This is a genomic window from Stenotrophomonas sp. Y-13, from assembly GCF_046267925.1.
Taxonomy (GTDB): domain Bacteria; phylum Pseudomonadota; class Gammaproteobacteria; order Xanthomonadales; family Xanthomonadaceae; genus Stenotrophomonas; species Stenotrophomonas acidaminiphila_A.
In genome coordinates this window covers 3,635,439-3,659,911 of sequence record NZ_CP176501.1, presented here as the reverse complement: position 1 = coordinate 3,659,911, position 24,473 = coordinate 3,635,439, and the positions used below count along the sequence as shown (strand labels likewise).

The following is a 24,473-nucleotide window of genomic DNA, read 5'->3' as shown; positions in this document are numbered from 1 at the left end:
GTGGCCTTTCCCCGAAGCCGAGGCCCGCATGTCGCTGCGTCGTCTGTCCCTGCTGCTCGCCCTGGCGCTGGGCGCCCCGTTGTCCGCCCAGGCCGTCGAATTCACCCAGGCCGAACTGGCGCGCGCCAAGGCCCTGCAGCAGCGCCTGCTGACCCTGGACAGCCACCTGGATACTCCGGCCAACCTGGCCCGGCCCGGCTTCGACATCCTGCACCGCCACGACCACAACGCGCTGTCGCAGGTGGATTACCCGCGCATGCTCGACGGCGCGCTCGACGGCGGCTTCTGGGCGATCTACACCGACCAGGGCGACCGCAGCCCCGCCGCGCACCTGGCCGAGCGCGACCACGGCCTGATGCGGCTGATCGAGATCCGCGAAATGCTGGCCGCGCACCCGGACCGCTTCCAGCTGGCGCTCACCGCCGACGATGCCGCGCGGATCAAGGCCGCCGGCAAGCGCGTGGTCTACATCAGCATGGAGAACGGCAGCCCGCTGGTGGCCGACCCGTCGCTGCTGGGCTTCTACCACAAGGCCGGGCTGCGCCTGCTGTCCACCGTGCACTTCGCCAACAACGAGTTCGCCGATTCGGCCACCGACCCCAAGGGCGCGGAGTGGAAGGGCCTGAGCCCGGCCGGCAAGGCGCTGGTGCACGAGGCGGTGCGGCTGGGCATCGTGATCGACCAGTCGCATGCGTCCGACGCGGTGTTCGATGACCTGGCGGCGATGCTGCCGGTGCCGTTCATCCTCTCGCACAGCGCCGCCAAGGCGGTGTTCGACCATCCGCGCAACCTGGACGACGCGCGCCTGCGCCAGCTCGCCGCCAAGGGCGGGGTGATCCAGGTCAACGCCTACGGCGGCTACCTGCTCGACGAGACCCCCAGCCCGGAGCGCAAGCAGGCCGAGGAAGACCTCGAAAAGCGGCTCGGCGGCTGGGATGGCATGCCGATCGAACAGGGCGTGGCGCTGGCGCGGGGGATGGCCGAGCTGGACCAGCGCCTGCCGCGGCGGCGGGCGACGCTGGACGACTTCTTCGTCCATTTCGCCCACCTGCTCGATGTCGTCGGCCCCGACCACGTCGGCATCGGCATGGATTGGGACGGCGGTGGCGGCCTGCCGGGCATGCGCGACGTCACCGACCTGCCCAAGATCACCGCCTGGCTGCAGCGCCGCGGCCTGAGCGATGCGCAGATCGCCAATATCTGGAGCGGCAACGTGCTGCGGGTGATGCGCCAGGCGCAGGACTACGCGGCGAAGAACGCCGCGAAGTAACCGGGCGCCATTGCCACCGCTGCGTCGCGTGGCCGCGCTGGCCGCGCGACGGCGACAACGAGCGCCGCATGCCCGGCGCCTTCGCTGCCACGGCAGCGGCAGCGCCGGTTCCCGGGTCGGCCGGTCTGTCCGCGGCCGTGATCGGCCGCCGCCGTTTCCCTGGGATGGATCCGCCCTGCGCGCCTGGCGCTGCGCTGCGTACCCGGGCACGAAGCCGCGGCGGTCGCCGCGTGCGCGCGTTGCCCGCGTGGGTCAACGCACGTTGCCCCGCCGCATGGCGGGGTCGCCGCCGGGGTCAGCCCGGCTGCTTGCCGAGCACCGCATTGCGGCGGCTGTAGAGCACGTAGACCACCAGACCGAACACGTTCCACAGCGCGAACCACAGCTGGGTGCGGGTGGGCAGGCTGAAGAACAGGTAGATGCAGCCCAGGATCGCGATCGGGCCGACCACCCACGCCAGCGGCGTGCGGAAGGTACGCGCGCGGCCGGGTTCGCGCCGGCGCAGCACCAGCAGGCACAGGCCGACCGCGGTGAACGCGGCCAGGGTGCCGGCATTGGCCAGCGCGGCGATCTCGTCCAGCCGCGCCACCCCGGCCAGCGCGGCCACCAGCACCGCGGTGAACACGGTGATGGTCACCGGGGTGCCGGTGCGCGGGTTCACCAGCGACAGCCCGCGCGGCAGCAGGCCATCGCGCGACATCACGAAGAAGATGCGGCTCTGGCCGTAGAAGAACGCCAGCAGCACGGTGGGCAGGGCGATGATTGCGACCACGCCGATCACCAGCGCGGCGGTGCCGTGGCCCAGTTCGCGCATGATCAGTGCCAGCGGCTCGGCGCTCTTGCCGAACACCGTGTAGCTCATGGCGCCGACCGCGGCCAGCGCCACCAGCAGGTAGATCAGGGTGCAGCCGACCATCGAGCCGATGATGCCGATCGACAGGTCGCGCCTGGGGTTCTTGGTTTCCTCGGCGGCGGTGGAGATCGCATCGAAGCCGTAGAAGGCGAAGAAGATGATCGCCGCCGCGGCCATCACCCCGCGCTCGACCCCGTCCGGACCGAGCGACTTGGGGAAGCCATAGGGCATGAAGGGCTGCAGGTTGGCCGGGTCGAACGCCGGCAATGCCACCCACACGAACACCGCCAGCGCGATCAGCTTGAGCACCACCAGCACCGCGTTGACCGTGGCGCTCTCGCGGGTGCCGGCGATCAGCATGCCGGCGACCAGGAAGGTGATGACGATGGCCGGCACGTTGAGGAAGCCGCCTTCCACGTGCGGGCCCGCGGCCAGCGATGGCGGCAGCACCACGTTCCAGCCGAAGGAGGTGTGCAGCCATTCCAGGAAGCCGACGAAATAGCCGGACCAGCCCACCGCCACCGTGCTGACCACCAGCGAGTATTCCAGGATCAGGCTCCAGCCCACCACCCAGGCGATGGTCTCGCCCAGCGCGCTGTAGCTGTAGGTATAGGCGCTGCCGGCAGCCGGCATCATCGTCGACAGTTCGGCATAGGCCAGCGCCGCGCAGGCGCAGACGATGCCGGCGACGATGAACGAGATCAGCACTGCCGGGCCGGCCTTGTCCGCACCCACGCCGATCAGGGTGTAGATGCCGGTGCCGACGATGGCGCCGATGCCCAGCGCGACCAGGTGGGGCCAGCTCAGCGACGGGATCAGGCGGCGGCCTTCCTCGTGCTGGGTGAGCTGGTCGATGGATTTGCGCCGGAGCCAGGACTGCATGCGGACCTCGCGGTTCGTGGTATTCGGGAAAGGGGCCGAGTTTCGCCGAACGCAGCGCAGCAAAGCCAGAATTTCCCGTTGCTTTCATGGGCTTTGGCGATGGGCGGTAGCCGGGGCGACGGATCCGGCACAAAAGCCGCCAGCCAGGTGTTGATGGCGCCGCCCGCCAATGCGCCCGGGGGCGGCGTGGACGAAGCGGGGCAGGGCGCCCGATGCAGCGCCTGCGGTCGATGGCGGGGACAGGAGCTGCCGGCAAGATGCGGCGCATCCACGTCGTGGCCATGGGGCTCACTGTGCCGGGCTTCGCCGATGGCGCGCCGCGGCGAACCCCGTACGCGGCAAGCCCCGTACCTACGCGCGGCGCGGATGCGCCAGCAGGTACTCGCGCAGGGCCACGGCCTGGTTGTGTTCGGTGTCGCGGGCGGCGTACACCAGGGTCACCGGCCCGGCGTCCAGCGCATCGCGCAGCGGCGCCAGCAGCCGTGGCTGCGCGGCCAGCTCGCGCCAGTAGCGCTGGCGGAATGCGTCCCAGCGCTCGGCGCGGTGGTCGAACCACTGCCGCAGTTCGTTGCTGGGCGCCACGTCCTTGAGCCATTGCGCCTGCAGCCGGGCGCGGCTGACCCCGCGCGGCCACAGGCGGTCGACCAGGAAGCGCTGGCCATCGGTGGCGGTGGCGGCTTCATAGGCGCGCTTGCAATGGATGGGCATGCCGACCTCCCGGCGCCGGGGCTCAGCCTTCCAGCCCGAGCCGTACCCCGAATGCGATCAAGCATACGCCGACCGCGCGCCGCAGCCACACGCCCACGCGTGGGTACCCGGCCAGGCGCCGGGCGATGAACTGACCGCCGAAGATCAGCACCGAGCACCAGCCCACGCTCAGCACCGCGATCAACCCGGCCATCAGCCCCAGGGTCAACGCGCCACGCTGCGTGGCCGGGTCGATGAACAGCGGGAAGAACGCCATGTAGAACAGGATCGCCTTGGGGTTGAGCACGCCCACCAGCAACGCCTGCCGGAACCAGCGCCGGCCCCATTGCTGCGCCGTGGCGCCGGCCGCGGCGGCCGGTTCGCGCAGCAGTTGCAGGCCAACCCAGACCAGGTAGGCCGCGCCGACGTAGCGCAGCCCGGCGAACAGCAGCGGATGTGCCTTCAGCAGCGCGGCCACGCCGGTGGCGGCGATGGCGATCAGGATCTGGTCGCCCAGCATCAACCCGGCCAGCGTCGCGTAGCCGGCGCGCACGCCGCCGCGCGCGGTGGCGGTGAGCAGGGTGAAGGTGCCCGGCCCGGGCAGCATCAGGAACAGGATGACGGCCACCACGAAGGTGCCCAGGTCGTTGATGCCCATCCACGGCATGGCGTTGGTCCCGGCCGGCTCAGCGCGCGCGCTGCATGGCAAGGCGCTGTTTCACCGCGGCGATCAGCGCCTGCAGGTCGTCATGCCGCGGTACCTGGTAGCGGTCGCCGGTGATGTCCAGATTGCCCTTGCGCCAGAAACCCGCCGGCGCGGCCACCAGCAGCTTGCCCGAGCGCGCATACAGGCCGAACTCGAGCAGGGTGACCGGACTCTGCGTGCCCGGCGCGAAGTACATCAGCACGATGTCGGCCTGTTCCAGTGCTGCCAGCTCCCATTCCACCTGGCGACGGAACTCCGGCTCGTCGGCCTCGGCGCGCCAGGCCGGGTTCCAGTCGGCGCGGCGTGGGTTGAGCAGCACCACGTCCTCGTCGGCCAGCGCCTGCTGCACCTGCTGCTGCCAGTCGCCGGCCCTGCCCATCTCGATGCTGCCGGCCAGGAACACCCTGGGCCGTGCATCGCCCGCGGGAATGGGGGCGGGCGAGGTGATCGTCTGCGAACCCGCCGCGGCGACCGGCGACAGCAGCAACAGGCAGGACAGCAGCAACGGCTTCATGGCGGGCGGGAATGCGCGTGGGGTGCACATGATCGCAGAAGCGGCGCAGCCGGTGAGACGCGCGGGGCTACACTTTGCCCCATGCAAACCGAAACCCTGATCCTGGCCGGCCTGCTGTTGGCCGTCATCGTGCTGCTGGTGTTCCTGTTCCGTCGCATTGGCGGCAACGGGCACGCCGAAGCGCTCGCCCGCGACCTGGACACCGAACGCCAGCGCGCCAACGCCGCCGCCATCGACGCCGGCCAGCTGCGCGGGCGCCTGGAATCACTGGCCGCGGAAATGGAACACGAGCGTCGCGAACAGACCGAGCAGGCCCGGCAGCTGGCCGCCCTGAACCAGCGCATCGAACGCGAAGCCACGCAATCGGCCGAGGCCGCGGTGCGCCTGGCCGAGCGCGAGGCGGCGCTGGCCGACGCCCGCGCGCAGCTCGCCGAACTGAGCGCGTCGCTGGAACGCGAGCGCCAGGCCCTGCACGCCGCGCGGGCCGACAGCGCGCGCCTGCAGGCCGAGCTGCAGCATGCGCGACAGGCGCAGGAACAGCTGCGCGACTGGATCGCCGCGGCGCGCGAGAACCTGTCCGGCGCCTTCACCGAACTGGCCGCCAAGGTGTTCGACGAGAAGGGCCAGCAGTTCGAGAAGAACGTGCGCCTGGCCACCGGCCAGTCGCGCGCCGACATCGAGACCCTGCTCAAGCCGTTCGCCGACAAGCTGGGCGAGTTCCGGCAGCGGGTGGACACCCTGTACGGTGAAGAGGCGCGCGAGCGCGCCAGCCTGCTCGGCGCGGTGGGTGAGCTCAAGACCCTCAACCAGGACATGGCGGCGCAGGCCGCCGCGCTGACCAGCGCGCTGAAGGGCAGCGCCAAGGTGCGCGGCGACTGGGGCGAACTGATGCTCGACAACGTGCTGCGCGGCTCCGGCCTGGAAGAGGGCATCCACTACGAGCGCCAGGCCCATGCCACCACCGACGAAGGCGACAGCCTGCGCCCGGACGTGGTGGTGCGTTTCCCCGACCAGCGCGCGGTGGTGATCGACAGCAAGGTCAACCTCATCGCCTGGCAGGAAGCGATGAACGCGGCCACGCCCGAGCAGCAGGACGAAGCCCTGCGCCGCCATGCCATCGGCCTGCGCCAGCACGTCAAGGACCTGGGCGACAAGAACTACCCCAAGGCCATCGGCGGTGACGCACTGGACGTGACCATCGCCTTCGTCCCGATCGAAGGCGCGCTCTCGGCCGCGCTCGGCGTGGACATGGACCTGCAGTCCTATGCGTTCGATCGCCGCGTGGTGTTCGCTTCGCCGAACACGCTGATGGCGCTGCTGCGCGTTACCGAGCGGCTGTGGACGCGCGACAAGGTGCAGCGTCAGGCGCTGGAGATCAGCGACACCGGCGGCAAGGTGCTCGACGCGCTGGTCGCCTTCCTGGCCGAGTTCGACATGGTTGGCAGGAAGCTGGAGGAGGCGGGCAAGGCCTTTGCCCAGGCGCGCAACCGCCTCACCGAGTCGCCGCAGTCGGTGTCCAACCGCGCCCGCCGCCTGGCCGAACTCGGCAGCAAGGCGCGCAAGGCGCTGCCGCCGGAACTGCAGCCCGAAGCGGTACGCGCGCTGGCCGATGGGTCGGGAACCGGCGACGACGCGGTAGCGGACTGAAGGCACCGCGGCGGTTGCCGGCCTGTCTTCATGGGCCGGGCTTCCGTCCTGCTGCCGCCGGTCCTGCCTTTCCGGTAGCGGCCCAGGGAACGGGATCACGTCGCGGCGTTCGGCCAGGGCAATTCCCGCCCCCCGGCGCGGCGACGGGAAACGTGCGGCACCCGGTCCCGCGCGGGACCGGGTGCCGCCCTGTTCAAGCCGCCATCAGAACTCGTAACTGGCGGAGAACGTCACCGTGCGCGGATCGTTGTAGTCCGGCTGCATCCACAACTTGTTGATCGCCGTGCGCGACGAGGTGGACTGGGTGTTGTAGATCACCGCAGTGCGGGTATCAAGCACGTTCATCACGTCCATCGACAGCTTCAGGCCCTTGGCCCACTGCGGGCTGTAGCGCAGGCCGAGGTTGAAGGTGACCAGCCATGGCGTCCGCCCTTCGGAGCCGCGCCAGGTCGTCTTGAACGCATCGGTACCCGCCACGCCACAGTAGAAGTAGTAGGCACTGTCGTAGCTGGGCAGCTTGGTCGGGTAATGCGCGTAGCAGTTGATCGGCCGGCCGCTGACCGCGCTCATGCTCCCGCCCAGGCTCCACTCGTCGTTGAACTGGTAGGTACCGTAGGCCTTGAGCTGGTGGCGGCGATCGTTGTTGAGGTAACCGTTGGCGCGCTCCATCAGCAGGGTCTTGTCATAGTCCTGGGTGGTGCTGGTGGAGTCGTTGAAGCCGGAATCGGCGCTGGACGCGCGGTCGCTGTTGACCGGGCCTTCGGTGTTGCCGTAGCTCTTGGAGAAGGTGTAGAGGAACTTGGCGCTCCATTTGTCGTTGAACGGGTGCTCCAGGTAGAAGTCCAGCGCGTAGTAGCTGCGCTTGGCCTTGGGCATGCCCAGCTGCTCGGCGGTGTAGCTGACCTTCTCGTATGAACCATTGTCCTGCTGCACCCAGAAGGTGTTGCCCTTGCCGGCGTTCACGATGTAGCACTTGCCGTTGAAGATGTCCGGGCAGGTGTCATCGACCACGTTCTTCAGGTCGCGGTAGGTGCCCTTGACGCCCCAGATCCAGTTCTCGCTCAACACCTGGTCCAGCCCCAGGATGAACTCGTCCTGGTACATCGGCTTCAGGTCCGCCGCCACGCGCGCCCGCGGATCCTTGGCCGCACCGCAGTCGAAGTTGGACGAATACAGGTTGGTACCCGGGCAGATGGCCGCATCGGGAGCATTCGATACCGCGATCGGGTTCAGCCCGGTCGGTACGCCGGTGACCGGGTCGATGCCGGTGTAGGTGTAGTACTGGTTGCCGCGGATGGTGGCCGACAGCACGCTGGCAGTCGCCAGTCGTGCCGGCAGCGCCAGGTGGTACCGGCCCAGGTTGCCATACAGCTTGATGCTGTCGTCGCCGCGCAGGTTCCAGGTGAAGCCCAGCCGTGGCGCCGGTTGCCAGGTCTGCTTCATGTAGGCTTCGCCGGCGCTGGTGTAGTTGGTGAACTGCTCGTTGCGCAGGCCCAGGCTCAGCAGCAGGTTGTCGGTGACATGCCAGCGGTCTTCGATGAACTGCGAAAGCTGTTCGGTGGAAGGGGTTTCATGGCTGTGCCGGACCACGTAGTAGGCGTAGTAGCCCTGCGGGCCGTAGCCACCCGCGGCGCCGGGCGCGCCAACACTGCCATTGATGGCTTCGTTGGGCTTGTTGGCCTTGGTGAACACCCAGTAGCCATTGGCCTTGTCGCCGGCATCGCCGGTGGGTGCACCGGTGTAGCGCGTACCGGTCAACGATTCGGCCTCCAGGTTGTCCACGCCGAAGTGCAGTTCGTGGTCGCCCAGCACCCACGCCACGTCCAGGCGCCAGCCCTTGGTTTCGTCGTAGGCACCGGCGATGTCCACCGACTGGACACTCTGGCAGCTGTCGACATAGGTCAGGCCAGGCGCCTTGTTGGCATTGGCCGGTGGCGCGAAATAGGCGCAGTTCGCCGGGCCCAGGCCCGCTGCGGTGGAACCGTGCTTGATCTTCTGGGTGCCGTACAGCGCGGACAGGGTCAGGTTGTCGGTCAGATAGCCGGTGTACTTGGCCACGTACAGCCGCGCATCGTCATCGGTGAAGTTGCCTTTGGCTTCGTGTTCGTTGCCGTGGCTGAGGGTGGCGTTGTCCCAGCTGGATTTGTAGGTTTCGTACTTGCGCCGGTCCTGTACGCCGGTCAGTTCCAGCAGATGGTCGTCGGTGATGTACCAGTCGACCTTCGCCGTCCAGCGCGGATACGTGTAGCTGTAGTCGTTCCAGCCCGTGGGCGAGCCCGATACGCCGAAGTAGTTGGTGCTGTTGCTGTGGCCGTCGGTCTTCTGCCGCTCGGCGTTGGCGAACACGAACAACCTGTCCTTGACCAGCGGACCACTGACCCACAAACCGGTGTTGAGCGATTCGGTGCCGTTGTCGCGGTTGTAGCGGTACAGCTTGCCGTCGGAATAGTCGGCTTCGCCCTTGGTGGCGAAGGGATGGTTGCTCTCGTTCCAGTAGCCGGTGTCGGGGTAGTAGTCGTTCTTCGGCGTGCCCTTCAGGCTTTCCGGGGTGTAGCGGGCATAGACCCCGCCGTGCCACTCGTTGCCGCCGCGCCGGGTGACGATGTTGATCACGCCACCGGTGGAGCGGCCGAACTCGGCGCCATAACCGCCGGTCAGCACCTGCTCCTGTGCGATGGACCGGAACGGCAGGCTCTTGTAACCCAGGTTGTTGAGCGGATTGGTGACCGGGAAGCCGTTGATGAAATAGGCGTTCTCCGCACCCGAGGAACCGCCGAAGCTGATGTTGGACGAACCGGTGGAGGCCACCACGCCCGGGGCCAGCATGGCCACACTGGCGATATCCTGGAGGTTGCCACCGAAGGGCAGTGCCTCGATGTCCTCGGCGGTGAAGACAGTACGCACGTCGGTCTGCGACAGGTCCACCGCCACCGGAGTTCCGGTGACCTGCACCGCGTCCAGCAACGTCGCGTCCGCGCCGGCCGCGGGCACAGCGGTGAAATCGATCTGTGCACCGCTGGCAATCTGCACCAGCACGTTCTCGCGCACGCCCACGATCCTGCCGTCCTTCTGCAGTTCCACCTTGTAGCGGCCGTTCGGCAGCGCCAGCGCGCGGTACTTGCCGTCCGTTCCGACCGGCACCGTACGGGTGAGCCCGGTATCCAGGTTCTGGATGACGACCGTCTCGCCAGGCTGCGCCGAGCCGTAGATGCTGCCGGTGATGTTGGATTGTGCGTAAAGGTTCGCACTCAGGCACAGGCCCGCGCCGAGCGCGATGCTCAGGGCCGAGCGACGGAATTTCCTCCGGCGCGGGCCGGACGATTGCATGGTCATGCAGGATTTCCCCGAAATGATTGCGTGTCTTGAAAGAGTCCGTGGCGTCGCGGATGTGACGCACATCAGACAGGCCCTGTCTCCCTGGGGGCCTGGACCGAACTTAACCAGCCGGTGACCTGACTTCCACGAAAGGTTTCAATTGTGCTTTTTGTCTTTTGCCGGCAAACCGCCGCGCGACGGGCGTGTCCACGTTCTATGCTTGGCATCTTCCCCAACGCCATAGACAGCCATGACCGCATCCATCCAGGACATCCCCCTGACCACCCTCGACGGCGCCCCGGCCTCGCTGGGCGACTACCGCGGCAAGGTGCTGCTGCTGGTCAACGTCGCTTCCAAGTGCGGGCTGACGCCACAGTACGAAGGGCTGGAGAAGCTCTACCGCGAGAAGAAGGACGCCGGGCTGGAGGTGCTGGGTTTCCCGGCCAACAACTTCAACGGCCAGGAGCCGGGCAGCGAGGACGAGATCCGGCAGTTCTGCTCGCTCACCTACGACGTGACCTTCCCCATGTTCGCCAAGATCAGCGTCGCCGGCGCCGACGTGCACCCGCTGTACCAGCAGCTGATCGCGGCGCAGCCGGTGGCGACCGGCGAAGGCCCGATGCGCGAGAAGCTGGTCGGCTTCGGCATCGAACCCAACCCGGCGCCGGGCATCCTGTGGAATTTCGAGAAGTTCCTGGTCGGCAAGGACGGGCAGGTCATCGGCCGCTTCTCGCCGGATACCACCGCCGATGACGCCGGCCTGCGCGCGGCGATCGATGCCGCGCTCGCGGCCTGAGCCCCGCCACCGATCGCGGCCCGGGCGGCAGCGGTCGGTTTTCGCGCCCCGCATCGGGCAACAGACTGAAGAGGCGATCGCAGGATGACGGCAGGCAATTCCGGTGGGTTCGCGGTCGGCTGGTTCACCCTGGCGCTCATCAACGCCGGGCTCGCCCAGGGCAAGGGACGCAGTGGCATGAACTGGGGGCTGCTGTCGCTGCTGCTTGGCCCGCTCGCCACGCTGTTGCTGGTGCTCCAGGCATCCCGGCACCCGGACGGCAGTTGAGTCCCGGTCCAAGGCGCCGACGCCGGCCCGGAAAAAAGAAAGCCCGGGATTACCCCGGGCTTTTTTCGTACCTGCATTGCACACCGCGTGCTCAGCGCCCCCATTCGGGCATCGGCATCGCATCGACCGGGATGGTGGTCTGCTCGTCGTCGCCGTGGCGGCGGCGGTCGTGGCGCAGGTCCTTCTCGATCTGGTAATTGCGCCGCTGCAGCCAGGCATCGCGGGTGAGCGCGTACTCGTCCACCGCGTTGTCGCGGATGTCGTCCAGCGACAGCAACTGCACCCGGGTGTCGACCAGCTGCAGGCCCTGCAGGCCGATGCGCAGCGTGTCCGTGTCCACCCGGCGTAGCGGCGACAACGGTACGTCGCCGGCCAGGCCGAACACGTCGCGCACGGTACGCGGGCCGAAGAACGGCAGCTCCACGTAGCGCGACTGGCGCCAGCCCCAGGCACCCAGGGTCTGCCCGAAGTCCTCGCTGCGGCGCGGCACCATGGCCTTGCTGGCGGGGTCGAACAGGCCGCCGATGCCGAGCGTGGAATTCATCAGGAACCGGCCCAGCGAGTCCCAGGCGTCGTCGGCATGGCCCTGCAGCAGCTGGTTGACCATGGTCACCGGCAAGCGCAGGTTGCTGAAGAAGTTGCTGACCCCGGTGCGCGCCACGCGCGGCACCACCTGCACGTAGGCGGTAGCCAGCGGACGGGCGATGCCGCGGTCCACCGCCAGGTTGAAGCGGTGCATACGGCGGTTGTACTTCTCCCACGGATCGTAGGTCGGCGTGGCACCATCGCCGCCGCTGCCGGGCTCCGTACCGGGGGGGCCGTACAGCGCGGCGAAATCGTCCTCGGCATCGGTCGCCGCGGTCGGGCTGGGCGGGGTCGCCTGCGCCTGCGCCGGGGTACCCGCGAGCGTGTCGTCGGATGCCCGGGTGGGCTGCGCCGCCACGTCGGCGACCGGGACCGGCGCCGGTGCAGTGGCCGGCGCCGGTGCGCCCGCGCAGGACGCGGCGTTGGCGCAGCCGGACGGCTCCGCGCCGACGCTGGCGCTGGCGGGCGGTGCGGTCGCGCGCACGGGCTTGCCGGCGCAGGCGCCCAGCACGAGCACGGCGGCCAGGAGCGGGAGGGTGCGGAAGAGGTTCATGTCAGTGTTCCGCCGAAGAGGCGTTGAAATCCAGGTCCGGTGACAGCCGGTACGCCGCGCGCAGCTCGTCCAGGCCCACCGGTGCGCCGACGATGGTAGCGCCGCCATTGCTACGCATGCGTGCAGACAGCTCGGCCAGCAGTGCCACCCCGGCGCTGTCCACGCGCTCGACGGCGTTCAGGTCGAGCCGGCGCAGCCCGCCCACCTGGCGCAGCAACTGCGGCCACAGCGCTACCGCCGCGGCGCGGTCCAGCGTGCCGGCCAGGTGCAGGGCGTCGCCTTCGACGCGCGCGGTGGCGTCACTTGCCACGGGGTGCCGGGCCCGCGGTGGCCTGCATGCTGCCGTTGCGCAGTTCGGCCGCCACTTCTTTGATCGACTTCTGCCGCAGCGGGGCGTCGAACTGGTTCTTGAAGGTCTGCACGTAGGAGATGCCTTCGATCATCACGTCGAAGATCTTCCACTGGCCGCCGACGTTGCGCATCAGGTATTCGACCGGGGTCGGCTCGGCGCCGGTGCGCACCAGTTCGGTGGACACCTTCACGCCACGGTTGCCCGGCAGCGCGGCCTCGCCCTTGTAGCGGAAGCTGGGCTTGCCCTGGATGTCGAGCAGGGCCGAGCCGTAGCGGGCCATCAGGTTGTCGGCCATCGCGTCGGCGAACAGCTTGACGTCGGCATCGGCCGCGCCGCGGCCATGCACGCCCAGCACCAGGCGGGCGGCGTAGTCGCGGTCGAAGCCACGGCTCAGTTCGCTGTCGATGAAGCCGCGCAGCGCGGTCGGGTTGGCGCGGAACTCGCCGCGGCGGGTTTCCAGCGTGGACAGGATGCGCGAGCTGGCGTCGAGCACGGTGCGCGCGGCGGCCGAAGGCTGCGCGGCGCTGGCTGCCGGGCGCGCCTGCGCCATCGCCAGCGACGGGGCGGCGGCGAGCAGAGCCGCGGCGAGCGCGGTGGTGAGCAGTCGGGTTTTCATGATTAGGGTTCTTCCTTGGTGGGCGTCTCGTGGGGGCCCGGGGGGGACGCGGCGTTGTTGCCGCCGCCGCTGAACATGTACTTGCCGACCAGCTGGATCAGGTCCACCGCCGGCTGCGTGAACACGATCTCGTCGCCGGACTTGAGCACGTCCGGGTCGCCGCCCGGCTGCAGGCCGATGTAGCTTTCGCCCAGCAGGCCGCTGGTGAAGATGCCGGCCGAGGTGTCGGCGGGCAGGTCCTTGAACTTGCCGTCCAGCGACAGGGTGACGATGGAGTCGTATTTAACGGGGTCCAGCTGAATATCGGCCACTTGGCCGATGGTCACCCCCCCTACCTTCACTGGCGCCTGCGGCCGCAGTTGGCCGATCTGGCTGAAACGCGCCTTGAGCACGTAGTCGCCGCCGCCGATGCCGAAGCGCTGGTTGGTGGATGCCACCGCCAGTACCAGCAGCGACGCCAGCGCCAGCAGCAGGAAGGCGCCGACGGAGAATTCGAGTCGAGGTCCACGAATGGCCATGTTGTTGTCTCACTCCTGATCCAGCAGGTGCCTCGCCGGTGTGGGCGAAGCGGGTTGTTCGTCGGATCCGCGCACCGCCACGCGCGGGTACCCGGCAGGGATTGGCATCAATGGAACATCAGTGCGGAAAGCACGAAGTTGAACATCAGCACCAGCAGCGAGGCATTCACCACCGCGCGGGTGGTGGCCACCGAGGTGCCTTCGATGGTGGGTTCGGCGTGGAAGCCGACATAGGCGGCGACCAATGCGGCGGTGCCGCCGAAGATCGCCGACTTGAGCAGCGCCACGGCGAAGTCGTCCCAGAAATCGACGCTGCTGCGCAGCCCCGACCAGAACGTGCCGTTGTCCTGGCCCAGCACCTTCACCGCCTCGAACCAGCCGCCGGTGATGGCCAGCGAACAGAACACGCCGGTCAGCAGCGGCACGGTCAGCACCGCTGCCCAGAAGCGCGGCGCCACCGCCTTGGCCACCGGGTCGATGGCCATCAGTTCCAGTGCCTTGATCTGGTCGGTGGCGCGCATCAGCCCCAGCTCGGCGGCGATGGAGCTGCCGGCGCGGCCGATGAACAGCAGCGCGGTCAGCACCGGTGCTAGTTCGCGGTACAGCGACAGCCCGAGCAGGGTGGACAGCGCATCGGCGGCGCCGAAGGTGGTCAGCGTGCGGTAGCCCTGCAGGGTCAGCACCAGGCCGACGAAGGCGCCGCCCACGGCGATGATCGGCAGCGAGCGCGCGCCGATCTTGTAGATCTCGCGGGTCAGCTCGGCGAGGAAATCGGGCGTCGGCAGCGAGCCGCGCAGCACCGTCAGCGAGAACAGGCCGGCGCGGCCCAGCGAGCGGATCGAGGACACGAACGGCATCAGGCAGCCCTCGGCCGCGGCGCGGCGTCGAACGGGATCGGGCCGTCGGGCTGGCCGTGCAGGAACTGCCGCACCAGCGGGTCGCTGCTGGCCTGCAACTGGTCAGGCGTGCCGGAGAACACGATGCCGGCGTTGGCGATGACCACGGCGTGGTCGCAGATCGGCAGGGTCTCGTGCACGTGGTGGCTGACGATGACGCTGGTCAGCCCCAGGCTGTGGTTCAGGCGCTGGATCAGGCTCATGATCACCCCCGAGGCGATCGGATCCAGCCCGGTCAGCGGCTCGTCGTAGATCATCAGCGGCGGGTCCAGCGCCAGCGCGCGGGCCAGCGCCACGCGCCGCGCCATGCCACCGGACAGTTCGCGCGGCCATGCATCGGCCGCGGCCAGCAGGCCCACCGCGTGCAGCTTCATCCGCACCAGGCGCTGCAGCACCGGCTCGGGCAGGCGGGTGTGGGTCCGCAGCGGCAGGGCGACGTTCTCGGCGACCGTCAGGTCGGTCAGCAGGCCGTTGCCCTGCAGCAGCACGCCGATGTTCTTGCGCATTTCCAGCAGCGCGCGGTTGCCCTGCGGAATGTCCTGCCCGAACAGGCGCACCTGGCCGCTGACCGGGCGCAGTTCGCCGGTCAACGCCGCCAGCAGCGTCGATTTGCCGGTGCCCGAGGGGCCGAGCACGGCGGTGATGCTGCCGCGCGGCACGTCCAGCGAAACGTCGCGCAGGATCGTGCGCCCGCCGCGGTCGATGCGGACGTCGGACAACTGCACCAGGGGTGTCCGGGGAAGGGACATGGCGGCCTTTAACGGAAAACCAACGTGGCAGGATTATCGGGTCCGCCTGAACAAAAGAGAACTGGACCGTGCAGTATTGTCGCCGGACCGGCGCCGGGCGTCAGTGACCATGCGCGGAACGCCCAGTCTCCCTGGTGTCGTCACACGCGCCGCGGCGGCGCGTGCCCGCGTCCGTGGTGGACGGCACGCGATCCGCGCTGTCCGCCGCCGATCACCGCCGCGTCCACGTCGCGCCCGCGCGCGTCGCAGTCAACGCGACGCCGCTCCGGCACAATGGCGCGGCCATGCCTGATGCCGCCGCGGATTTCCGCCTCTACCACTCCAATGCGCTGGACGTGCTCGCCTCGCTGCTGGCGCACGCGCTGCGCGCGCCCGCGCCCGGGCAGCCGCTGCTGGCGGCCGACACGGTCCTGATTCCGCAGGTGGCGATGCGCCGCTGGCTGCAGTCCACGCTGGCCGCCGAATACGGCATCGCCGCCAATCTCGAATTCCTCACGCCGGGTGAGTTCGTTGCCCGCGCGCTGCAGGAAAACGTGCCCGGCGAGCAGGACGACCTCGGCGCGCCCGGGCTGCAGTGGCGGCTGTACGCGGCCCTGACCGACCCGGCGCTGATGCGGCAGCCGGCGATGGCCGCGCTGCGCACCTATCTGGGGGCCGACGCGCCCGGCGCCGGCGACCCGCTGCGGGCGTGGTCGCTGGCCGCCGAACTGGGCGGGGTATTCGAGAAGTACCAGGCCTGGCGCCGCGACTGGCTGCTGCGCTGGGAGGCCGGCGCCGATCCCGCCGATCCGCAGGCCATCCTCTGGCGCCGCATCGCCGGCGGCCAGCAGCACCGCGCGCGCCGCATCAACGACTACCTGGCGCGGTTCGAGGGCGCCGGCCAGCCGCTGCCGCGCGGCCTGCCGTCGCGCCTGTTCGCCTTCGCCACGCTCAACGTTTCGCCCGACGTGCTGCGGGTGATCGCCACCCAGGCGCGGGTCGGTACGCTGCATTTCTACCTGCCCACGCCCACGCGCGCCTATTGGGGCGACCTGCAGACCCTGGCCGAACGGCTGCGCGGCGGCGTCGACGATCCGTTTGGCAGCGACGCCGGCGAGAACCCGTTGCTGCAGGCCTGGGGCGCGGCCGGGCGCGACTTCATGGCGGTGCTGGGCAGCTACGAAGTGGTGCACCCGTCCGGCGAGATCGCCGCCTATGCCGATCCCGAGCGACGCGACGGGCCAACGCTGGACCAGGGCGGCCTGCGCGACAGCCTGCTGCATCGCCTGCAGGCCGACCTGTTCCACCGCCGCGCGCGGCCGCCGGCGCCGCTGCGCCCGGCGCTGCGGCTGGACGACCCCAGCGTGCAGGTCCACGCCTGCCATACCCGCCTGCGGGAAATGCAGGTGCTGCACGACCAGTTGCGCGCGCTGCTGGACGACCCGCGCTTCGACCCGCCGCTGCAGCCGCGCGAGATCGCGGTGCTGGCGCCGGACATCGACCCCTACGTGCCGTACCTGGAATCGGTGTTCGGCGGCCGCGGCGGCGGCGAGGGCCACATTCCGTGGGCACTGGCCGACGCCAGTCCGCTGCAGGGCGAGCCACTGGCCGACGTGTTCGTGCAGCTGCTGGGGCTGCCGGTGTCGCGCTTCGGCCTCAACGAGATCCTCGACCTGCTCGCCAGCCCGCCGCTGGCCGCCGCCGCCGGACTGGACGCGGCCGCGTTCGAGCGCCTGCACGGCTGGCTGCAGGCCGCCGGCGCGCGCTGGGGGCTGGATGCGGCGCACCGCGGCCAGCACCAGGCGCCGCTCGACGACGCCTGCACCTGGCAGTTCGCCCTGGACCGGCTGCTGCTCGGCCACGCCAGCGGCAGCGACGACGACCTGGCCGGCGTCGCGCCGTGGCCGGAGCTGGAAGGCAGTGCACTGGCCGCGCTGGATGCGCTGATCCGCCTGCTGCGCGTGCTCGCCCGCCACCAGAAGGCGCTGGCCGAGGCGCTGGCGCCGGCGCAGTGGCGCGAACGCCTGCTTGGCCTGCTGGACGCGCTGTTGCCGGAAACGCCCGCCGAGCCGTCCACCCAGCGCGCGCTGGATCGGCTGCGCAAGCTGATCAACGCCTTCGCCGAGGACGCGGAAAAGGCCGGCTTCGATGCGGCGGTGCCCGCCGAGGTGGTGCGTGCGCACTTTTCCACGGTGTTGTCCGAGGCCGACACCCGCGCGCCGCTGCTCACCGGCGGCGTCAGTTTCGGGCGCATGGTGCCGATGCGGCTGCTGCCGTTCCGCGCGATCTGCGTGCTGGGCCTGAACGACGGCGACTTCCCGCGCCGCGACCCGGCCGCCGGTCTGAGCCGGCTCACCGCCGAACTCGGCACCGGGCGGCGCCGCCACGGCGACCGTTCGCTGCGTGAGGACGACCGCTTTCTGTTCCTGCAGTTGCTGGCGTCGGCGCAGGACGTGTTCTACCTGAGCTACCTCGGCGCCGACGCGCGCGACGGCAGCGAACGCGAGCCTTCGGTGCTGGTCAGCGAGCTGATCGACGCGGTGGCTGCCTGCCATGCCGATGCGGCCAGCGCGCGCCAGGCGATGGTCGTGCGCCATCCGCTGCAGCCCTTCGCCCCGGCCGCGTTCGGCGGCGATGGCGAGCAGCGGCGTTTCAGTTACCGCCGCCAGTGGCACCCGGCCGCCGGCGCGGTCGGTGGGCAGCGCCAGCCGCTGGCGCCCTGGTCCGCCGGTGCACTGGACGCGCCGCTGCCCGACGCCCTGCGCGAACCCACGCTGTCGCTGGATGCGCTGCGCCGCTTCCTGGCCGACCCGGCCGGGCAGTTCCTGGAACAGCGGCTGGGGCTGCGCCTGGGCGGCGAGATCCTGCCCGGTGACGACCTCGAACCGCTGGTGCTGCCCGAACGCGGGCGCGAGCACAGCGCGTTGCAGCAGCAGGTACTCGGCGCATTGCTGGAAGGCAGCGAACAGGGCCTGTACGAGCGCCTGCGGGCGCGCGCGCTGCTGCCCTCCGGGGCGCTGGGCCGGCAGCAGTTCGAGCAGCTGCTGGGTCGCATCCGCCCGTGCGCGGACAGCTTCGCGCAGTGGTACGACGGCGCGCCATTGCAGTCGCAGCGGCTGGAGGTGGCGATCGACGGCACCACCGTCCACGGCCGTGTCGCACAGATCCATCCACAGGGGCTGCCCCGCCTGCAGGCCGGTGCGCCGGGCGTGGCCTGGGTGCTGCGCAGCGGGTTGGAATGGTTGCTGGCCAATGCCGCCGGCGTGCCGCTGCCGCTGCTGCAGTTCATTGATGCCGGCGATGGCGGCTTTGGCCCGCACATCCTGCCGCCGCCACCGGCTGAACAGGCCCGCGCCGCCCTGCAGGCCCTGCTGCAGCTGCGTGCGCGGGGATTGCAGGCGCCACTGCCGTTCGCCCCCTACACCGGCTGGGCGATCTACAACGCCGATCCGGACGCCCGCGAAAAGGTCGCGCGCGAGAAGTGGCATGGCAGCGACCGCAGCTGGGGCGAGCGTGACGGCGAAGCCCTGCAACTGGCGCTGCGCGGCGCCGATCCGTTCGCCGATGCGGCCACTACCAACAGATTTATCCACAACAGCCTGGTGGTGTTCACCGCGCTGCGCGAGGGCCGGGTGGCGACCGGCGGCGGGGACCGCGCATGAGCGCCGCAGCACCTGCGAACGACCCGTACCTGGAGCTGCCGCTGGACGGCCTGCGCCTGATCGAGGCCAGCGCCGGTACCGGCAAGACCTTCACCCTGGCCACCCTGTTCACCCGGCTGGTGGTGGAACGGCACCTGCGCATGGGCCAGATCCTGGCCGTCACCTTCACCGAAGCGGCGACCCAGGAACTGCGCCGGCGCATCCGCGAGCGCCTGGACCTGGCGGCGCGGCTGGCCGAGGCCGCGCCGGCGGCGGACGCGGGCCACGAGGCCGCGCTGACCGGCGCCATCCTGCGGCGTTACCTGCAGCTGGGCACCGAAAGCGCCGCGCAGCTGGCGCGGCGCCTGCGCATCGCCGCCGAGGAAACCGACCTGGCGGCGATCTTCACCATCCATGGCTTCTGCGCCCGGGTACTGGCCGAACACGCGCTGGAGAGCGGCCACAGCTTCGCCGCGCCGGAACTGCTGACCAATACCCGCGCGCTCCACGCCGGGCTCGCGGCCGACCTGTGGCGGCAGCATGCCGCCCGCGGCGATGCGCTGGCGGCCCTGACCGCGCTGTGGAAGGGCCCCGACGCCCTGGCGGCCGACCTGCCGGTACTGGTCGCCGACCTGCCGCTGCTGCCGGCGCTGCCGCCAGCGCCGCTGGACGATGCCGGCCCGCTGCGCGACGCCGCCGCGCGGCGCCTTGCCGGCGGGCTGGCCGCGCATGGCGACGCCTACCTGCAGCAGCTGCGCGCCGCGCTGGAGGGCGGCGTGCTCAACAGGAGCAGCTACAAGGCCGAATGGATCGAACCGCTGTTCCGGCAGCTGCTGCACTGGGCGCGCCATCCCGATCCGGCCGCCGCGCTGGACGAGCGGCTGCAGCGGCTCACCCTCGACGCGCTGACCGCCCGCACCGTGAAGGCCAAGGCCGGCAGCACCCCGGTGTCGCCGCTGCAGCCATTGATCGCCGACTACGTGCAGGCGCAGGCGCGCTTCGCCGAATGGCGCCGGCAGCAGTCCATCGTCCTGCTGCATGCACTGCGCGACGACGCCCGCCAGCGCCTGGCGCGGCACAAGCAGCAGTACCGGGTGCAGACCTACGACGACCTGATCGACGGCGTGCATGTGGCGCTGGACGGCGAAGCCGGCATGGTGCTGGCCGAACGCCTGCGCGCGCAGTACCGCTTTGCCCTGGTCGACGAATTCCAGGACACCGACCCGCGCCAGTGGGACATCTTCCGCCGGGTGTTCGCCGAACCGCCCGCCGCCGCCGCGCTGTTCCTGATCGGCGACCCAAAGCAGGCCATCTACGGCTTCCGTGGCGGCGACGTGCACACCTACCTGCAGGCCCGCGAGCGCGCGGCCGAGGCGCCGCGGCTGGCGCACAACTTCCGTTCGCGTCCCGGGCTGCTGCGCGCGATCGACGCGCTGTACGCCAACGCCGGCGAACAGGCTTTCCTCGACCCGCGCATCCGCTTCGAGCCGGTCGAGCCCGGCTCCAAGCGCAGCGATGCCGACTACCTGCTCGACGGCGTCCCCGCGCCGGCGCTGACCCTGCACCTGCTCGACGCCGACGCCGATGGCAAGCCGCTCAAGGCCGATGACTCGCGCCACGCCGCCACCGTGGCCTGCGTGGCCGACATCCACCGCGTGCTGTCCGCGGCGCGCCAGGGCAGGGCGCTGGTCGATGGCCGCCCGGTGCGCCCCGGCGACATCGCCGTGCTGGTGCGCTCGCACCGCGAGGCCACGCGCATCCAGCAGGCGCTGGCCGCTGCCGCCATTCCCGCGGTGGCCGCCGGCAAACACAGCCTGTTCGCGACCGCCGAGGCGCACGAGCTGCGCCTGTTGCTGCTGGCGCTGCTGCAACCGGCCGACGAAGGCCGCCTGCGCGCCGCGCTGGCCACCGTGCTGCTGGGCGAAAGCGCCGCGTCCATCGCCGCGATGGAGCACGAGGGCGACCGCCAGCGCCGGCACCAGGAGCGCCTGCTGCAATGGCGCGAGCGCTGGCAGCGCGGCGGCGTGCTGGCGATGCTGTCGGACCTGTGCGCCGAACAGGCCGAGCGCCTGCTGGCGCTGGTCGACGGCGAACGCCGCCTGACCAACTACCTGCAGCTGGGCGAACTGCTGCAGGAAGCCGGCACCCGCAGCATCGGCCTGCATGGCCTGCTCGACTGGCTGCAGGCGCGCATCGCCCACGCCGACGATGGCGACGAGGCCCAGCTGCTGCGCCTGGAATCGGACGCGCACCGGGTGCAGGTCATCACCCTGCACAAGAGCAAGGGCCTGGAGTACCCGCTGGTGTACCTGCCATTCGTCGGCATCGACGGCGGCGCGCCGGCCACCGATGGCCACCGCATCGTGCACGATGGTGAGCGCCGCGTACTGCACTGGAAGATCGACAAGGACGCGGCGGAGTGGAAGGCGGTCGGCCAGCAGGCCGCCGCCGAGGAGGCGGCCGAAGCCGCGCGCCTGCTTTACGTCGGCCTCACCCGCGCCGAGCACGCGCTGTGGATCGCCGGCGGCGCGCTGGCCGGGCTGCCCGGTTCGCGGCTGGGGCCGCTGCTGGATGACATGCAGCGGCTGGCCGCGCACCCCGACATCCAGATCGTCGCGGGCAGCGTGGATGCGCTGCCCGCGCGGCTGCCGCCCGCGCACGAGCCGGCGGTGCCGCCGGTGCGTGGGGTGCGCCGCGCGCTGTCGCTGGACTGGTGGGTCTACAGCTTCACCCAGCTCGCCCACGCCGAGGCCGGCCACGACACGTCGGCCGCCGCCACGCAGGACAGCGGCGGCGCCGCCGACGAACCGGCGCAGGGCGAAGACGATGCCGGACAGGATCCCGTCACGGCGCAGGAGGCCTTCGATCCGCGCTTCGCCGGCAGCCGTTTCGGCAATGTGCTGCATGCCGCGCTGGAGAACACCGACTTCGGCGCCTGGCGCGGCTGGCGGCCGGGCGACGCGGCGCCTGCGGGGCAGGCCGGAGTAATCGCCGCGGCACTGCGCGCCGAAGGCTATGCCGGGGCCGACATCGACGACGGCGTGGCCCTGCTCACCGTGCTGGTCGGCCAGACCCTGACCGTGGACTTGCCCGAAGGCGGCGCGCTGCATGCGCTGGCCGCGGGCGAGCGCCGTGCCGAGATCGAATTCCACTTCGCCATGCAGCCCACCGCGGTGCCGGTGCTGCTGCGCGTGCTGCATGCGCACGGCGTGGTGCGCGGCCGCCACGGCTTCGGTGCGCGTGGCCGCCTGGAAGGACTGATGACCGGCAAGATCGACCTGACCTACCTGCGCGACGGCCGCTGGTACGTGCTCGACTACAAGTCCAACCGCCTGCCCGGCTACGCCCCGGCGCAGCTGGAGGCGGCCATGCGCCACAGCGAGTACGACCTGCAGGCGCTGATCTACACCGTGGCGCTGCACCGCTGGCTGCGCTTCCGGTTGGGCGACGGCTATGACTACGCGCGTGATTTCGGCGGCATCCGCTACCTGTTCTGCCGTGGCCTGGATGCGACCCGCACGCCTTCGCCGGGGGTGTACGCGCATGCCTTCGCGCCGGAACTGGTGCACGCGGTGGACGCGCTGTTCGCCGGCGGTGACGACGCCCACGCCGCGCTGCTGGCCCGGCTGGGAGGCCAGCCATGAGCCTGCTGGCCGCACTCAACAAGGCCGGGGCGCTGCGTGCGCTCGACCACGCGTTGGCGCAAAGCCTGCGCCGGCTCGATCCCGATACCCCCGACGCGGTGCTGGCTGCCGCGGCGCTGGCCTCGCTGGCCGTCGCCCACGGCCACGCCGGGTTCGACCCGGCGCGGCCGACGCGGCTGGTCGAGGCCGCGCTGCCCTGGCCCGACGCGCAGGGCTGGATCGCGCAGCTGCAGGCATCGCCCTGGGTGGCGCGGCCCGACGACGATGCCGACGAGGCCACACAGGCGCCGCTGGCCTGGGAACACGGCCTGCTGTACCTGCGGCGCTATCGCGAGTACGAGCGGCGGCTGGCGCTGGGCCTGCAGCGCATCGGCCAGGCCCCGCTGCAGGCCGCCGATCCGGCGGCGCTGGCGCCGCTGTTCGCGCGGCTGTTTCCCGGCAACGCGGCCGCCGCGCCGGGCACGGCGGTCCTGCAGGGTGACCTGTTCGCCCAGGTGTCCGCCGCTGCGGCCGCCGGACCCACCGACGCTTCCCCCGCTGGCGACCAGCAGGCCCGCGCCGCGGCGCTGGCCCTGCGCCACGCGCTGCTGCTGGTCACCGGCGGGCCGGGTACCGGCAAGACCACCACCATCGCGCGCCTGCTGGTGCTGCTGGCCGCGCAGGCCCAGGCTGCCGGCCGCGCGCCGCCGCGGGTGGCGCTGGCCGCGCCCACCGGCCGCGCTGCCGAGCGCATGGCCGAAAGCCTGCGCAACGCCGTGCAGCAGCTGCCGCGGCTGGGCGTGGACGCGGCGCTGTGCGCGCAGCTGCCGACCACCGGCACCACCCTGCACCGCCTGCTGGGCGTGATTCCGGATTCGCCGCGCTTCCGCCACCACGCCGACAACCCGCTGGCGTACGACACGATCGTGGTCGACGAGGCCTCGATGATCGATCTGCCGCTGATGGCCAAGCTGGTCGAGGCGGTGGCCAGCGGCACCCGGCTGGTGCTGCTGGGCGACCCGGACCAGCTGCCCTCGGTGGAAGCCGGCGACGTGCTCGGCGCCATCCTGCGCGCCGCCGGCGACGGCACGCGCATCGCGCCCGACGACGCGCAGGCGTTGCAGGGCCTGCTGGGCGCGCTGCCGGCGGCATCCATCGCGCCGCCGGCGACCGGTTTCGCCGGCACCCGCGTGCAGTTGCAGCGCGGCTACCGGCAGAGCGAGGCGCTGCAGCTGGCACCGCTGGCCGCGGCGATGCGCGGCGGCGACGCCGCCCGCGCGCTGTCGCTGCTGCGCGACGCGCAGCTGCCCGGCGTGCACTTCCACGAGAACGAGGACGATCCGCTGCAGGCCTGGCGTGAACCGCTGCAGCGCTACTGGGAAGCACTGGCCGCCGCGCAGACGCCGGCACAGGCGCTGGCCCTGGCCGGGCGCCTGCGCCTGCTCACCGCCGTGCGCGAAGGCCCGCAGGGCGCGCGCGGGCTCAACGCGCGCATCGAGGAACTGCTCGGCGGCACGACCCCGCGCGGCGGCGCCCCCGCCCACTTCCACGGGCGCCTGCTGCTGGTTACCGAGAACAGCTATCGCCACCGCCTGTTCAACGGCGATGTCGGCATCTGCCTGCGGGACGGCACCGGCCGCGGTACCACCGCCTGGTTCGCCGGCGACGATCCCGACGCGCCGCGGCCGTTCCACCCGGCGGCATTGCCGGCGCACGAAAGTGCCTTTGCCATGACCGTGCACAAGGCGCAGGGTTCGGAGTTCGACGAGGTCTGGCTGCAGCTGCCGCACCGCGACAACCGCGTGCTCAGCCGCGAACTGCTCTACACCGGCATCACCCGCGCCCGCCACGCCCTGCACCTGGCCGGCGACGCGGCGGTGATCGAAGCGGCGCTGTCGCGCCACGCCAGCCGCTGGTCGGGCCTGGCGCAGCGGCTGGGCCGCTCGTAGGAGTACAGCTTGTGCTTGCATCCTAGACTGTCGCGGACAGGTGAACGGGGCGCTGGAATAATGAGAGATGATAAG

General features: G+C 70.8%; 18 protein-coding genes. 7 read left to right on the top strand and 11 right to left on the bottom strand.

Features of this window, described 5'->3' with window-relative positions; genetic code table 11:
* The first annotated feature begins 28 nt into the window (after positions 1-28).
* Entirely contained in the window at positions 29-1,270 is a 1,242-nt protein-coding gene (locus tag ACJ7VY_RS16475) for a dipeptidase (RefSeq protein WP_104940049.1), read from the top strand.
* A 295-nt stretch (positions 1,271-1,565) separates the two neighbouring features.
* Here ACJ7VY_RS16475 and ACJ7VY_RS16470 read toward each other — a convergent pair whose 3' ends face one another.
* The 4 genes from ACJ7VY_RS16470 to ACJ7VY_RS16455 all read right to left on the bottom strand — a co-directional run bounded on the left by ACJ7VY_RS16470 (position 1,566) and on the right by ACJ7VY_RS16455 (position 4,912).
* Positions 1,566-3,005 (bottom strand): amino acid permease, encoded by a 1,440-nt coding sequence (locus ACJ7VY_RS16470; protein WP_161614243.1) that lies wholly within the window; start codon positions 3,003-3,005, stop codon positions 1,566-1,568.
* Positions 3,006-3,356: 351 nt separating this feature from the next.
* Positions 3,357-3,713, bottom strand: coding sequence for a DUF488 domain-containing protein (locus ACJ7VY_RS16465; protein ID WP_409476080.1), 357 nt, complete (start codon positions 3,711-3,713; stop codon positions 3,357-3,359).
* Between the two features lie 22 nt (positions 3,714-3,735).
* Positions 3,736-4,359, bottom strand: coding sequence for a leucine efflux protein LeuE (gene leuE, locus ACJ7VY_RS16460; protein ID WP_104940046.1), 624 nt, complete (start codon positions 4,357-4,359; stop codon positions 3,736-3,738).
* A 19-nt stretch (positions 4,360-4,378) separates the two neighbouring features.
* Positions 4,379-4,912 carry a nucleoside 2-deoxyribosyltransferase domain-containing protein gene (locus ACJ7VY_RS16455; protein WP_161614241.1) on the bottom strand — a complete coding sequence of 178 codons (534 nt, stop codon included), beginning with the start codon at positions 4,910-4,912 and terminating at the stop codon, positions 4,379-4,381.
* Between the two features lie 81 nt (positions 4,913-4,993).
* Between ACJ7VY_RS16455 and rmuC the strand changes: the two genes are divergently transcribed.
* Positions 4,994-6,559 (top strand): DNA recombination protein RmuC, encoded by a 1,566-nt coding sequence (gene rmuC / locus ACJ7VY_RS16450; RefSeq protein WP_409476079.1) that lies wholly within the window; start codon positions 4,994-4,996, stop codon positions 6,557-6,559.
* A 204-nt stretch (positions 6,560-6,763) separates the two neighbouring features.
* On the opposite strand, the gene ACJ7VY_RS16445 is transcribed toward rmuC, so the two are convergent.
* Positions 6,764-9,892, bottom strand: a complete 3,129-nt coding sequence (locus ACJ7VY_RS16445; protein ID WP_313247970.1) for a TonB-dependent receptor — start codon at positions 9,890-9,892, stop codon at positions 6,764-6,766.
* Positions 9,893-10,124: 232 nt separating this feature from the next.
* Between ACJ7VY_RS16445 and ACJ7VY_RS16440 the strand changes: the two genes are divergently transcribed.
* Positions 10,125-10,670 carry a glutathione peroxidase gene (locus ACJ7VY_RS16440; protein ID WP_313247971.1) on the top strand — a complete coding sequence of 182 codons (546 nt, stop codon included), beginning with the start codon at positions 10,125-10,127 and terminating at the stop codon, positions 10,668-10,670.
* 84 nt (positions 10,671-10,754) lie between these two features.
* Entirely contained in the window at positions 10,755-10,937 is a 183-nt protein-coding gene (locus ACJ7VY_RS16435; RefSeq protein ID WP_104940041.1) for an antitermination protein NusB, read from the top strand.
* A gap of 91 nt (positions 10,938-11,028) precedes the next feature.
* On the opposite strand, the gene ACJ7VY_RS16430 is transcribed toward ACJ7VY_RS16435, so the two are convergent.
* The 6 genes from ACJ7VY_RS16430 to ACJ7VY_RS16405 all read right to left on the bottom strand — a co-directional run bounded on the left by ACJ7VY_RS16430 (position 11,029) and on the right by ACJ7VY_RS16405 (position 15,206).
* Positions 11,029-12,075, bottom strand: a complete 1,047-nt coding sequence (locus tag ACJ7VY_RS16430) for a VacJ family lipoprotein (RefSeq protein ID WP_409476078.1) — start codon at positions 12,073-12,075, stop codon at positions 11,029-11,031.
* Between the two features lies 1 nt (position 12,076).
* Positions 12,077-12,385, bottom strand: a complete 309-nt coding sequence (locus tag ACJ7VY_RS16425; protein ID WP_104940040.1) for a lipid asymmetry maintenance protein MlaB — start codon at positions 12,383-12,385, stop codon at positions 12,077-12,079.
* A complete protein-coding gene (locus tag ACJ7VY_RS16420) occupies positions 12,375-13,043 on the bottom strand; it encodes a phospholipid-binding protein MlaC (RefSeq protein WP_161614556.1) in 669 nt (222 codons plus the stop codon). The genes ACJ7VY_RS16425 and ACJ7VY_RS16420 overlap by 11 nt, the downstream gene beginning before the upstream one ends.
* A 2-nt stretch (positions 13,044-13,045) precedes the next feature.
* Complete coding sequence (mlaD, locus tag ACJ7VY_RS16415) at positions 13,046-13,561, bottom strand: outer membrane lipid asymmetry maintenance protein MlaD (protein WP_161614557.1); 516 nt, start codon at positions 13,559-13,561, stop codon at positions 13,046-13,048.
* 107 nt (positions 13,562-13,668) lie between these two features.
* Positions 13,669-14,418, bottom strand: coding sequence for an MlaE family lipid ABC transporter permease subunit (locus tag ACJ7VY_RS16410; protein WP_104940038.1), 750 nt, complete (start codon positions 14,416-14,418; stop codon positions 13,669-13,671).
* Positions 14,418-15,206, bottom strand: coding sequence for an ABC transporter ATP-binding protein (locus ACJ7VY_RS16405; RefSeq protein ID WP_104940037.1), 789 nt, complete (start codon positions 15,204-15,206; stop codon positions 14,418-14,420). Before ACJ7VY_RS16405 ends, ACJ7VY_RS16410 begins: the two co-directional genes overlap by 1 nt.
* A 284-nt stretch (positions 15,207-15,490) precedes the next feature.
* Between ACJ7VY_RS16405 and recC the strand changes: the two genes are divergently transcribed.
* The 3 genes from recC to recD are packed head-to-tail and all read left to right on the top strand — an operon-like array spanning position 15,491 to position 24,398.
* Positions 15,491-18,847 carry an exodeoxyribonuclease V subunit gamma gene (gene recC / locus ACJ7VY_RS16400; RefSeq protein ID WP_409476077.1) on the top strand — a complete coding sequence of 1,119 codons (3,357 nt, stop codon included), beginning with the start codon at positions 15,491-15,493 and terminating at the stop codon, positions 18,845-18,847.
* Complete coding sequence (locus tag ACJ7VY_RS16395) at positions 18,844-22,470, top strand: UvrD-helicase domain-containing protein (protein ID WP_409476076.1); 3,627 nt, start codon at positions 18,844-18,846, stop codon at positions 22,468-22,470. Before recC ends, ACJ7VY_RS16395 begins: the two co-directional genes overlap by 4 nt.
* The gene (gene recD / locus ACJ7VY_RS16390; protein ID WP_409476075.1) at positions 22,467-24,398 is read left to right on the top strand and encodes an exodeoxyribonuclease V subunit alpha; all 1,932 of its coding nucleotides are present in this window, start codon (positions 22,467-22,469) and stop codon (positions 24,396-24,398) included. Before ACJ7VY_RS16395 ends, recD begins: the two co-directional genes overlap by 4 nt.
* Positions 24,399-24,473 lie beyond the last annotated feature (75 nt).

Coding starts and splice junctions, on each gene's coding strand:
- ACJ7VY_RS16470 (WP_161614243.1), bottom strand. CDS start 3,005: ATGCAGTCCTGGCTCCGGCGCAAATCCATCGACCAGCTCACCCAGCAC.
- ACJ7VY_RS16455 (WP_161614241.1), bottom strand. CDS start 4,912: ATGAAGCCGTTGCTGCTGTCCTGCCTGTTGCTGCTGTCGCCGGTCGCC.
- ACJ7VY_RS16410 (WP_104940038.1), bottom strand. CDS start 14,418: ATGCCGTTCGTGTCCTCGATCCGCTCGCTGGGCCGCGCCGGCCTGTTC.
- ACJ7VY_RS16430 (WP_409476078.1), bottom strand. CDS start 12,075: ATGAACCTCTTCCGCACCCTCCCGCTCCTGGCCGCCGTGCTCGTGCTG.
- ACJ7VY_RS16445 (WP_313247970.1), bottom strand. CDS start 9,892: ATGACCATGCAATCGTCCGGCCCGCGCCGGAGGAAATTCCGTCGCTCG.
- ACJ7VY_RS16440 (WP_313247971.1), top strand. CDS start 10,125: ATGACCGCATCCATCCAGGACATCCCCCTGACCACCCTCGACGGCGCC.
- leuE (WP_104940046.1), bottom strand. CDS start 4,359: ATGCCGTGGATGGGCATCAACGACCTGGGCACCTTCGTGGTGGCCGTC.
- mlaD (WP_161614557.1), bottom strand. CDS start 13,561: ATGGCCATTCGTGGACCTCGACTCGAATTCTCCGTCGGCGCCTTCCTG.
- recC (WP_409476077.1), top strand. CDS start 15,491: ATGCCTGATGCCGCCGCGGATTTCCGCCTCTACCACTCCAATGCGCTG.
- ACJ7VY_RS16395 (WP_409476076.1), top strand. CDS start 18,844: ATGAGCGCCGCAGCACCTGCGAACGACCCGTACCTGGAGCTGCCGCTG.
- recD (WP_409476075.1), top strand. CDS start 22,467: ATGAGCCTGCTGGCCGCACTCAACAAGGCCGGGGCGCTGCGTGCGCTC.
- rmuC (WP_409476079.1), top strand. CDS start 4,994: ATGCAAACCGAAACCCTGATCCTGGCCGGCCTGCTGTTGGCCGTCATC.
- ACJ7VY_RS16405 (WP_104940037.1), bottom strand. CDS start 15,206: ATGTCCCTTCCCCGGACACCCCTGGTGCAGTTGTCCGACGTCCGCATC.
- ACJ7VY_RS16465 (WP_409476080.1), bottom strand. CDS start 3,713: ATGCCCATCCATTGCAAGCGCGCCTATGAAGCCGCCACCGCCACCGAT.
- ACJ7VY_RS16435 (WP_104940041.1), top strand. CDS start 10,755: ATGACGGCAGGCAATTCCGGTGGGTTCGCGGTCGGCTGGTTCACCCTG.
- ACJ7VY_RS16475 (WP_104940049.1), top strand. CDS start 29: ATGTCGCTGCGTCGTCTGTCCCTGCTGCTCGCCCTGGCGCTGGGCGCC.
- ACJ7VY_RS16420 (WP_161614556.1), bottom strand. CDS start 13,043: ATGAAAACCCGACTGCTCACCACCGCGCTCGCCGCGGCTCTGCTCGCC.